General features: G+C 68.9%; 9 protein-coding genes. 8 read left to right on the forward strand and 1 reads right to left on the reverse strand.

The genetic code is table 11. The features are described from left to right. The coding region (locus CCL05_RS45365) for an SCO2400 family protein (protein ID WP_167409656.1) at nt 1-647 on the reverse strand (647 nt) is incomplete at its 3' end. A gap of 242 nt (nt 648-889) precedes the next feature. Between CCL05_RS45365 and CCL05_RS32140 the strand changes: the two genes are divergently transcribed. From CCL05_RS32140 to CCL05_RS32175, 8 genes are all read left to right on the forward strand, one after another. Beyond that, complete coding sequence (locus CCL05_RS32140; protein ID WP_086564197.1) at nt 890-2,053, forward strand: mandelate racemase/muconate lactonizing enzyme family protein; 1,164 nt, start codon at nt 890-892, stop codon at nt 2,051-2,053. Nucleotides 2,054-2,114: 61 nt separating this feature from the next. Beyond that, nucleotides 2,115-3,119: a zinc-dependent alcohol dehydrogenase gene (locus tag CCL05_RS32145; protein ID WP_086564198.1), complete on the forward strand. Its 1,005-nt coding sequence runs from the start codon at nt 2,115-2,117 to the stop codon at nt 3,117-3,119. Nucleotides 3,120-3,230: 111 nt separating this feature from the next. Then, the gene (locus tag CCL05_RS32150; protein ID WP_086564199.1) at nt 3,231-4,199 is read left to right on the forward strand and encodes a glycosyltransferase family protein; all 969 of its coding nucleotides are present in this window, start codon (nt 3,231-3,233) and stop codon (nt 4,197-4,199) included. 142 nt (nt 4,200-4,341) lie between these two features. Next, nucleotides 4,342-5,454: a multiple monosaccharide ABC transporter substrate-binding protein gene (gene chvE, locus CCL05_RS32155; protein WP_425275957.1), complete on the forward strand. Its 1,113-nt coding sequence runs from the start codon at nt 4,342-4,344 to the stop codon at nt 5,452-5,454. Nucleotides 5,455-5,500: 46 nt separating this feature from the next. After that, nucleotides 5,501-7,051 (forward strand): multiple monosaccharide ABC transporter ATP-binding protein, encoded by a 1,551-nt coding sequence (mmsA, locus tag CCL05_RS32160; RefSeq protein ID WP_086564201.1) that lies wholly within the window; start codon nt 5,501-5,503, stop codon nt 7,049-7,051. Further along, nucleotides 7,048-8,292 (forward strand): multiple monosaccharide ABC transporter permease, encoded by a 1,245-nt coding sequence (mmsB, locus tag CCL05_RS32165; RefSeq protein ID WP_086564202.1) that lies wholly within the window; start codon nt 7,048-7,050, stop codon nt 8,290-8,292. Before mmsA ends, mmsB begins: the two co-directional genes overlap by 4 nt. Nucleotides 8,293-8,349: 57 nt before the next feature. Next, a complete protein-coding gene (locus tag CCL05_RS32170) occupies nt 8,350-9,498 on the forward strand; it encodes an aldose epimerase family protein (RefSeq protein ID WP_167409657.1) in 1,149 nt (382 codons plus the stop codon). A 162-nt stretch (nt 9,499-9,660) separates the two neighbouring features. Further along, nucleotides 9,661-11,376: pyridoxal phosphate-dependent aminotransferase (locus CCL05_RS32175; protein ID WP_086564203.1), on the forward strand; the 1,716-nt coding region annotated here is incomplete at its 3' end.

Below are 11,376 nucleotides of genomic sequence, written 5' to 3' on the forward strand. Positions count from 1 at the left end.
GCCGACGACGGACGGGCGGGGGGCGTGTCCGCCGAGGCCGGGCCGGAATGCTTCGGCGTCTCGTCGTCCTTCGCGTCCTCGGACTTGCCGGGCTTCGCAGACCTGGAAGCCGACGGGGAGTCGGACACGCTGGGCGAAGGGGACCCTGACGCCCGGTCAGCCACGGTCCCCGCGCCCGGGCCGCCCGTCTCCCCCGCCTCCTTCGACGCGTCGCCGTCCGCCGACTCATCCCCCGCCGCGGCCGGCTTCGGCGTCGACTTGGGCGCGTCCATGCCGAGCTCCGCGAGGCTCAGTCCGCCCGCCGCCAGCACGAACCCCGCCGCGACGAACAGCGCCCGCCGCCGCCGTCGGCGATGCGCCGCGGCCTTCCGGTCCCGCCGGCTCGTCGCACCACTCGGGCCCTCACCGGCCGGTCCGCGCCCACGCCGCCGGGCAGCCCGCCCCAACGGCTCACCGTCATCCTCGTGTTCATCGTCCGGCCCGTCCGGCCCGTCCGGGTCGTCGCGCACGCCCTCCCCGGCCTCAGGAACGGCGTCATACCCGCCGTACTCCGGCTCACGCCAGCGCAGCGCATCGGCTGAGGTGCCACACCCCGGGCAGGCGAGCGCGCCGTTGAGGTGCCGTCGGCACGGGTCGCAGTAGTCCATGACGCGGGAAGATTAAGTTCCGCGCCGGTCACGTTCCTAGATCCAGCTGTGAAGGTTCTGTACGGACACGCCGCCCCCATGGTTTCGAAACTGTCGAAACCGTTATGCGCGCGACCCATTGACACCCCCACCGCCCCGTCTTTACTGTCACGCCAGCATTTCGAACGTGTGCCGAAATCTCGAACACGTCGAACTGAGCGACTGACAGAACCGAGCCGACGAAGCTGCGAGGGAAAACCGCCGTGCGCATCACCGGAATCAGCACACACGTGGTCGGGACGCCGTGGCGCAACCTGACGTACGTCCAGGTGCACACCGACGAGGGGATCACCGGAGTCGGCGAGACCCGGATGCTGGGACACACCGACGCCCTTCTCGGTTACCTGAAGGAAGCTGAGGTCAACCACATTCTCGGCTCCGACCCGTTCGCTGTCGAGGACCTCGTCAAGCGGATGAAGTACGGCGACTACGGCCGCGCCGGCGAGATCGTGATGTCCGGCATCGCCGTGATCGAGATGGCCTGCTGGGACATCAAGGGCAAGGCCCTCGGCGTCCCCGTCTGGCAGCTGCTGGGCGGCAAGGTCACCGACAAGGTCAAGGCGTACGCCAACGGCTGGTACACCACGGAGCGGACCCCGGAGGCGTACCACAAGGCGGCCCAGGGAGTCATGGAGCGCGGCTACCGGGCGCTCAAGATCGACCCCTTCGGCACCGGCCACTTCGAGCTGGACCACGAGCAGACCCTGTACGCCGTCTCCCTGATCGAGGCCGTCCGGGACGCCATCGGCCCCGAGGCCGAGCTGATGCTGGAGATGCACGGCCGCTTCTCCCCCGCCACGGCCGTGCGCCTGGCCAAGGAGCTCGCGCCGTTCAAGCCGGCGTGGCTGGAGGAGCCGGTCCCGCCGGAGAACCTCAAGGCCCTGGAGAAGGTCGCCGCCAAGGTCGACATGCCGGTCGCCACCGGTGAGCGCATCCACGACCGGATCGAGTTCCGCGAGCTGTTCGAGAGCCAGGCCGTGGACATCATCCAGCCGGACGTCGGCCATATCGGTGGAATCTGGGAGACCAGGAAGCTCGCGGCGACGGCCGAGACCCACTACATGCTGGTGGCCCCGCACAACGTCGGCGGCTCGGTCCTGACCGCCGCCTCCCTCCAGGTCGGCTTCACCTCCCCGAACTTCAAGATCCTGGAGCACTTCAACGACTTCGCGGACGCGGAGATCAAGAAGGTGGTCAAGGGCGCCCCGCAGGTCAACCCGGAGGACGGCTGCTTCCACCTCTCCGACGCCCCGGGTCTGGGCGTGGAGCTGGACGTCGACGCCGCCGCCGAGTTCCCGCAGCAGCAGGCCCGCTTCGACCTCTGGGCGGACGGCTGGGAGCAGCGCAAGCCCAAGGGCACCCAGTGACCGTCCCGGCCTGCGAAACCCGGAGCCGGCGACCGAAACCTTCGAAAACCTCAGGAGCGACGTGAGCACCGCGGTAGTGATCGACGCCCCGGGCGAGCACCGCCTGGTCCCGCACGAGCCCCGGCGGCCCGAGGCCGGCGAGGCACTGGTGCGCGTCCACGCCTCCGGGATCTGCGGCAGCGACCGCGAGGTCTACCAGGGCAACCGCCCCGAGGGTTACGTCCGCTACCCGCTCACCCCGGGCCACGAGTGGTCCGGGACCGTCGAGGCCGTGGGCGCCGGTGTCCCCGAGTCCCTCGTCGGCCGCAAGGTCGTCGGTGAGGGCTTCCGCAACTGCCAGGTCTGCGACCGCTGCCACGCGGGCGACACGACCCTGTGCACGGCCGGTTACGAGGAGACCGGGTTCACCCAGCCGGGCGCGATGGCGGCCACGCTGACGCTCCCCGCCCGTCTCCTGCACGCCCTCCCGGACGACTGCGACCTCACGGCCGCGGCCCTCCTGGAGCCCGCCGCCTGTATCGCGGCGGCCGCGCTGAAGGGGAACGCCCAGCCCGGCGAGCGCGTCGCCGTGGTCGGCACCGGCACGCTCGGCATGTTCGCCGTGCAGTTCCTGAAGGCGAACTCGCCGGCCGAGCTGCTGGTCGTCGGCACCCGCCGGGACCGTGAGGCGCTGTCGCGGCAGTACGGCGCGACGGACTTCCGGACGAAGGACGAGGACCTGCCGGACGACTTCGACGTGGTGATCGAGACGGCCGGGTCCGCGGACGCCGCCCGGATCTCCGCCGCCCTGCTCCGGCGCGGCGGCCGGCTGGTCCTGACCGGCATCCCGGCACCGGGCGCCGACGGTCTCGACCCGACCGGCCTCGTCGTACGGCAGCTGGAGGTGCACACCGTCTTCGGTGCTCCGCCGGACGCCTGGGCGCACACGGTGCGGGTGTTCGCCGCCGGGCTGCTCGACCCGCTGCCGCTGGTGACGCACGAGCTGCCGCTCGCCGAGTTCTCGCAGGCCATCGAGCTGGTGGGAGCCGGCGATCCGAAGGTGGGCAAGGTGTTGCTCCGCCCCTAGACGTACGCCGGTACGGGGGCAACCTGACGGCTCCCGTACCGGCGTACACCCAGCCTTGCCCTGCCCACAGCCGCGAACCTCGTCCGAAATATCGAACCGAAGGACTTTCCTGTGACCGACGCTTCCGCCACGGCAGCCCGTAGGCCCGGTGAGCAGGCGCTCACCACGCTGGGCCTGAACGCGCCCGCGCTCGACCCCGCCGACGCCTCGCCGCACTCCTTCCCCGGCGGCGGCCGCTGGCGCACCGAGATCCCCTCGTGCGAGGGTCCCGAGGCGCTGGCGGTGGTCCTGAAGGAGGCCTCGCGGCTGGACGTGCCGATCCACCGGATCAGCCAGGGCAGCGGCGTGTGGATGCTGACCGACGCCGAGATCACCGAGATGGTCGAGGCGACGGCCGAACGCGACATCGAGCTCTGCCTGTTCACCGGCCCGCGCGGCACGTGGGACATCGGCGGGTCCACGCGCACCGACTCACGGGGGGCCGGACTGCGCGCCCGCGGCCACGACGCCGTCGCCGGGTGCGTCGAAGACGCCGTGCGGGCCACGGAGTTGGGCGTCAAGTGCCTGCTCGTCGCCGACGAGGGCGTGCTGTGGACGCTGCACCGGGCGAGAGCCGCCGGGATCATCCCGGCCGACACGACCCTCAAGGTGAGCGCGCTCATCGGGCCCGTCAACCCGGCGGCGTACGCGGTGTACGAGAAGCTGGGCGGCGACTCGATCAACGTGCCCAGTGACCTGACGCTCGATCACCTCACCGAGATCCGCCGGGTGTCGGGCGCTCCGATGGACATGTACATCGAGGCCCCGGACGACCTCGGGGGCTACGTCCGGATGTACGAGGTCGCCGAGCTCATCCGGCGCGGCGCACCGCTCTACCTGAAGTTCGGCCTGTCCAAGGCGCCCGGGATCTATCCCTACGGGCACCACATGCGGGAGCTGACCCTGGCCACGGCCAAGGAACGCGTGCGGCGCGGCCGGCTCGCCCTGGACCTGCTGGCCCGCCACGGAGCCGACGGCGACATGGCCCCGCTCGGGTCCCGACTGCCGGGCGATCTGCAACGGTTCGAAATCTCGGCATAACGTTCCGGAAACTCGGCTTCACAAAAGAAGACACAGCCGACCACAATCCGACACATCTCTTCTCGGTCTTTCCGGCACGACCACCCGGAGCGACTTCGCGCCTCCCAGACCGAGCCCTGCACACAGATCAAGGATGATCATCATGCGTAATCGCAGAGCCGCTCTCGCCGCCATAGCCGGAGCCGCGTCCCTCGCCCTGACCCTGTCCGCCTGCGGGCAGAACAGTGAAGGCGGCAGCGAGGAGGGCAAGGGCAGCGCCAAGGGCGGCACCATCGGCATCGCGATGCCGACCAAGTCCTCCGAGCGCTGGATCCTCGACGGCGCCCACGTGGTGAAGGACCTCAAGGCCAAGGGCTACAAGACCAAGCTGGTCTACGGCGAGGACGACACGGACCAGCAGGTCTCGCAGGTCGAGAACCTGATCACGCAGGGCGTCAAGGCGCTGATCATCGCGGCCATCGACAACAAGTCGATGAACAACGTGCTCCAGCAGGCCAAGGACGCGAACATCCCGGTCATCTCCTACGACCGCCTGATCCTCGGCACCCCGAACGTCGACTACTACGCGTCGTTCGACAACGAGAAGGTCGGCGAGCTCCAGGGCACCTACATCGTCGAGAAGCTCGGCCTGAAGGACGGCTCCAAGAAGGGCCCGTTCAACATCGAGCTGTTCGCCGGCTCCAACGACGACAACAACACCCGCTACTTCTTCCAGGGCGCGATGAAGGTCCTCCAGCCCTACATCGACAAGAAGCAGCTCGTCGTCCGCTCGAAGCAGACCGCCCTCAACCAGGTCACCACCCTGCGCTGGGACGGCGGCCAGGCCCAGAAGCGCATGGACGACATCCTGACCTCCGCCTACAAGACGGCCCGGGTCGACGCGGTGCTCTCGCCGTACGACGGCATCTCCATCGGCATCATCTCCGCGCTGAAGTCCGACGACTACGGCTCCAAGAGCAAGCCGCTGCCGGTCGTCACCGGCCAGGACGCCGAGGTCGCCTCGCTGAAGTCGATCGAGGCGGGCCAGCAGACGCAGACCGTCTACAAGGACACCCGCGAACTCGCCAAGGTCGCCTCGAACATGGTCGACGCGGTGCTGAACGGCAAGAAGCCGGAGGTCAACGACACCAAGACCTACGACAACGGCACGAAGGTCGTGCCCGCCTTCCTGCTGAAGCCGGTGAGCGTCGACAAGTCCAACTACCAGAAGGTCGTCATCGACTCGGGTTACCACACGGCCGCCGACCTCAAGTAACCGCCAGGATCGCAGGGATTCGAAAACAGGATTGGAAGGCACGACCATGGCGGGACCCGTCCTGGAAATGCGCTCGATCGTCAAGACCTTTCCCGGCGTCAAGGCGCTGTCGGACGTCACTCTGACCGTCCAGCAGGGCGAGGTCCACGCCATCTGCGGGGAGAACGGTGCCGGCAAGTCGACCTTGATGAAGGTCCTCTCCGGCGTCTACCCGCACGGGACGTACGAGGGCGAGATCCTCTTCGAGGGAGAGGTCTGCGAGTTCAAGGACATCCGCGCCAGCGAGCAGCGCGGCATCGTCATCATCCACCAGGAGCTGGCGCTGGTGCCGTATCTCTCCATCGCGGAGAACATCTTCCTCGGCAACGAGCACGCCACCCGGGGGATCATCAGCTGGTCCGAGACGCTCAAGCACGGCACCGAACTGCTGCGGCGGGTCGGCCTCACTGACCACCCCGACACCCGCGTCGCCGACATCGGCGTGGGCAAGCAGCAGCTCGTGGAGATCGCCAAGGCCCTGTCGAAGAAGGTGAAGCTGCTCATCCTGGATGAGCCGACGGCCGCGCTGAACGACGAGGACAGCGGCAAACTCCTGGACCTGATCCTGGAGTTGAAGAAGCAGGGCATCACCTCGATCATCATCTCCCACAAGCTCAACGAGATCCGCAAGGTCGCCGACTCGGTGACGATCCTGCGCGACGGGCAGACCATCGAGACGCTCGACGTGAAGGCCCCGGAGACCACCGAGGACCGGATCATCAGCGGGATGGTCGGCCGCGACCTGGAGCACCGCTTCCCGGAGCGGTCGCCGCACGAGCCCGAGGAGGGCGTGGCGCCCGCCCTGGAGATCCGGGACTGGACCGTGTTCCACCCGATCGACCAGCAGCGCAAGGTCGTCGACGACGTCTCCCTCCAGGTGCGCCGCGGTGAGATCGTCGGCATCGCGGGTCTCATGGGCGCCGGCCGCACCGAACTCGCGATGAGCGTCTTCGGGCGGACGTACGGCCGGTACGCGGGCGGCACGGTCCTCAAGGACGGCAAGGAGATCCGTACGAAGTCCGTCCCCGAGGCGGTCAAGCACGGGATCGCGTACGTCACCGAGGACCGCAAGCACTACGGCCTGAACCTCATCGACACCATCAACCGGAACATCTCGCTGAGCGCCCTGGGCAAGGTCGCCAAGCGAGGGGTGATCGACGAGAACCAGGAGCGGCAGGTCGCCGAGGGCTTCCGCACCTCCATGAACATCAAGGCGCCGACCGTCTTCGAGCCGGTGGGCAAGCTGTCCGGCGGCAACCAGCAGAAGGTCGTCCTCAGCAAGTGGATCTTCGCGGGTCCGGACGTACTGATCCTGGACGAGCCGACCCGAGGCATCGACGTCGGCGCGAAGTTCGAGATCTACACGGTCATCGACCAGCTGGCCGCCCAGGGCAAGGCGGTCGTCTTCATCTCCTCCGAGCTGCCCGAACTGCTCGGCATGTGCGACCGCATCTACACGATGGCCGCGGGGCGGCTGACCGGTGAGTTCTCACGGGCGGAGGCCTCACAGGAATCGCTGATGCGTCAGATGACGAAGGACAAAGAGGTAACCCGATGAGCACGGATGTGACCGCCAAGTCGCCGGCCCCCGCGCCGCCCGGCAAGTCAGGGGCGGCGGGCGGCGACGGCCTGCTCCAGCTGATGCTGGACGGCATGCGCCGCAACATGCGGCAGTACGGCATGCTGTTCGCGCTCGGCCTGATCGTGGTGCTGTTCGCCGTGTGGACCGACGGCGACCTGCTGCTGCCGCGCAACGTCTCCAACCTGGTGCTGCAGAACAGCTACATCCTCATCCTCGCGATGGGCATGATGCTGGTGATCATCGCCGGCCATATCGACCTGTCGGTCGGCTCGTTGACGGCGTTCATCGGCTCGATGGCAGCCGTGTTCATGGTCAAGAACGACCTGCCCTGGCCGGTCGCGGTGATCCTGTGCCTGGTCGTGGGCGCGATCGCGGGCGCGATCCAGGGGTTCTTCATCGCGTACGGCGGCATTCCGTCGTTCATCGTGACCCTCGCGGGCATGCTGATCTTCCGCGGTCTGACGGAGATCTTCCTCGAGGGGCAGACCCTCGGCCCGTTCCCGACGGGGCTGCAGAAGGTCGCCAACGGCTTCATGCCCGAGGTCGGCCCGAACACGAACTACCACAACCTCACGCTGCTGCTCGGCCTGGCGCTGATCGCGTTCGTGGTCTTCCAGGAGTTCCGCGACCGCCGTCGCCAGCAGGAGTTCGCCCTGGACGTCCCGCCGTTCAAGCTGTTCCTGCTGAAGCTGGTCGCGCTCGCCGCCGCCGTGCTCGTCGTCACGATGCTGCTGGCCAGCTACAAGGGCGCCCCGATCGTCCTGCTGATCCTCGGTGTGCTGCTCGTCGGCTTCGGCTACGTCATGCGCAACGCGATCATCGGCCGTCACATCTACGCCATCGGCGGTAACCTCCCGGCGGCCAAGCTGTCGGGTGTGAAGGACAAGAAGGTCACCTTCCTGGTCTTCCTGAACATGGGCATGCTCGCGGCCCTGGCGGGTCTGGTCTTCGCCGCCCGCTTCAACGCGGCCTCTCCCAAGGCCGGCCTCAACTTCGAGCTGGAGGCGATCGCCGCCTCGTTCATCGGCGGCGCGTCGATGAGCGGCGGTGTCGGCACCGTCCTCGGCGCGATCATCGGTGGCCTGGTCCTGGGCGTGCTGAACAACGGTATGAACCTCGTCGGCATCGGCACCGACTGGCAGCAGGTCATCAAGGGCCTGGTGCTCCTGGCGGCGGTCGGGTTCGACGTGTGGAACAAGCGCAAGGTCGGTTCGTAAGTCAGATCGGGGCCCCGCCGCCAAGGCGGGGCCCTCTCCTTATCGGGAGCCGCACGCATGGAACTGAACAGACGCACGGTCATCGCGGGAGCCGCGGCGGCGGGTATGGCCGCCACGACGCTCGGCGGCACGGCGCACGCCACGGGAGGCAGGAAGCCGGTGAAGAAGCTCTTCGGCAAGCTCGCCGACGGCACCAAGGTCTACAGCTGGTCGCTGGAGAACGGCGGCACCCGCCTGAAGGTCCTCTCCTACGGCGGCATCGTCCAGTCGCTGGAGATCCCCGACCGCCGCGGCCGCTACGCCAACGTCTCCGCGGGCTTCGACAACCTCGAGGACTACGTCGCCAAGAGCCCGTACTTCGGCGCGCTGATCGGCCGCTACGGCAACCGCATCGGCAAGGGCAAGTTCACCCTCGACGGCAAGGACTACCAGCTCTCCGTCAACGACGGCGAGCAGAGCCTGCACGGCGGCGCCAAGGGCTTCGACAAGCGCGTGTGGGACGTCGAGCCGTTCACCGAGGGTTCCGACGTCGGTCTGCACCTGTACTACACGAGCGTCGACGGCGAGATGGGCTACCCGGGCACCCTCAAGACGAAGGTGACCTACACGCTCACGCGGCACGGCGACTGGCGCATCGACTACGAGGCCACCACCGACAAGGCCACCGTCGTCAACCTCACCAGCCACGTCTACTGGAACCTGGCCGGCGCGGGCAGCGGCACGATCGAGGACCACGAACTGCAGATCGCGGCCTCGCGCTTCACGCCCACCGACTCGGGCCTCATCCCGACGGGCGAGCTGGCGAAGGTCGCGGGCACGCCCTTCGACTTCACCCGCGCCAAGGCGATCGGCCGGGACATCCGCACCTCGCACCCCCAGCTGGTCACCGCCAAGGGCTTCGACCACAACTGGGTGCTCGACAAGGGCATCACCGCCCGGCCCGAGCACGTCGCCACGCTGCGCGACCCCGCCTCCGGCCGCAGCCTGAAGATCGCCACGAACGAGCCGGGCCTGCAGTTCTACTCCGGCAACTTCCTCGACGGCACGCTGACCGGCCCGACCGGCCGCATCTACCGGCAGGGCGACGCGCTGTGCCTGGAGACGCAGCACTTCCCGGACTCGCCCAACAAGCCGTCGTTCCCGTCGACGGTGCTGCGGCCCGGGCAGACGTACCGGACGACGACGGTCCACACGTTCGGCTGCTGATCGTCTTCACAGGTGGCACACAATTTTCTGAGGGAAACCCCAGTGGTTGAACAGTGCCGCCGCAGCCTCCGTATCTAAGGGCGGCCCGCGCTCCCCCGCGCGGGCCGTCCTTAAACGTCGGGTCCGGTCGTCCCCAGCGGATCCGCCCTGTACGGAGGTTCCATGGCCGACAACGTCACGTCGCTGTTCCGCAGCACCGCGGCGCACAGCCCGTCGATGGCGGCGTTGACACGTGAGGGCGGCGACGGCGCGGGACCGGTGGACTTCTGCATCCCCTGCAACCCGTACTTCCCCACCCCGGCCATGTTCGACGACATGTCGGCCAGACTCCGCGACATCATCACGTACTACCCGTCCAGCGCCGACACCATCACGGCCGAGCTGTGCAGCCTGCTCCAGCTCCCGCCGCAGTGCGTGGCGATGGGCAACGGCTCCACCGAGCTGATCACCTGGATCGACCACCTGCTCGTCCGCGAGTCCCTCGCCATCCCCGTCCCCACCTTCGGCCGCTGGACCGACCAGCCCATGGAGACCGGCAAGCGGGTCGACATGTTCCCGCTCCAGGAGTCCAGCGGGTTCGCCCTCGACCTCGCGCAGTACGCCGAGTTCATCCGCTCCCGGGGCACGCGCGTCGCCGTCATCTGCAACCCCAACAACCCCGATGGCGGCTTCCTGCACAAGCACGCCATCGTCCAGTTCATGGACGCCATGGCCGACCTCGACCTGGTCGTCATCGACGAGTCGTTCCTGGAGTTCGCGGACGCCGAGGCCGAACCGAGTGTCGTGCAGGAGGCGATGCTGCGGCCCAACGTCATCGTGCTGCGCAGCCTCGGCAAGAACTTCGGCCTGCACGGCATACGCTTCGGCTACCTGGTCGCCAACCCGGCGCTGGCCGGGCGCGTCCGCGCCATGCTGCCCAAGTGGAACCTCAACTCCTTCGCCGAGCATGTCGTCTTCATGCTGAAGGAGCACGGCGCCGAGTACGCGCAGAGCCTCCAGCAGGTGCGGCGCGACCGCCTCGACATGGCCAGCCAGCTGTCCGCCCTGCCCGGACTGACCGTCTACCCGTCACAGGGCAACTTCCTCTTCGTGCGCCTCCCCGTGGGCGCCGAGGGCACCGTGGTCCGGGACCGGATGCTCACCGAGCACCGGATCCTGGTCCGCGAGTGCGGCAACAAGATCGGTTCGTCCAGCCGCTTCCTGCGTCTCGTGGTGCGCCCCCAGGTGGACGTGCGTCGCCTGGTGTCCGGCCTGGAACAGGTGCTCTACGGGACGTCCAGGAGGGGAGCCGCCGTACCCGAGCTGGGCAATGGGACCAGCTACAGCTCGGGTACGGCGGCAGTGGACCGTCTGGTGAGCGAGACCAACGGATCCGGCATGCGGGGCCTTGCCGCGCAGGCCACCGGCGGCGGCGCTCCCGGGCCCGCCGTCGCTCCGGCTGCCGCCGGCACCGGTATGCCGCTCCCCGCCGCCGCGTCCGCCGTGCCGGCCGGTGCCGTGCCCGCCGGGCCGGGCGGTGGGATGCCGATGCCGGCGGCGGCGCAGGTCGGACAGACCGGGCAGGGAGTGCGCTTCGGGCAGATGGGGCAGCAGCAGATGCCGCAGCCCGTTCCTCAGTCCGTGCCCCAGTCTGTCCCGCAGTCCGTGCCCCAGTCCGTCCCGCAGCCTGCCCCGCAGTCCGTGCCGCAGCCGGCGCCTCAGCCCATGGCCGCGCCGGCACCGCCGTTGGCGCCTGTGGCGCAGGCGCCGACCCCGCCCCCGGCTCCCGTGCCGGCGGCCACCGGGCCCACGCCGCCGGGGGTTCCCGCGCGGGGCGGGTTGACGGCGGCGCAGGTCAGGGGGACGAACGGGCTTTCGCCTGCGCCGGCGACCGGGTGG

Source organism: Streptomyces africanus, assembly GCF_002150735.1.
GTDB classification, from domain to species: Bacteria; Actinomycetota; Actinomycetes; order Streptomycetales; family Streptomycetaceae; genus Streptomyces; species Streptomyces africanus.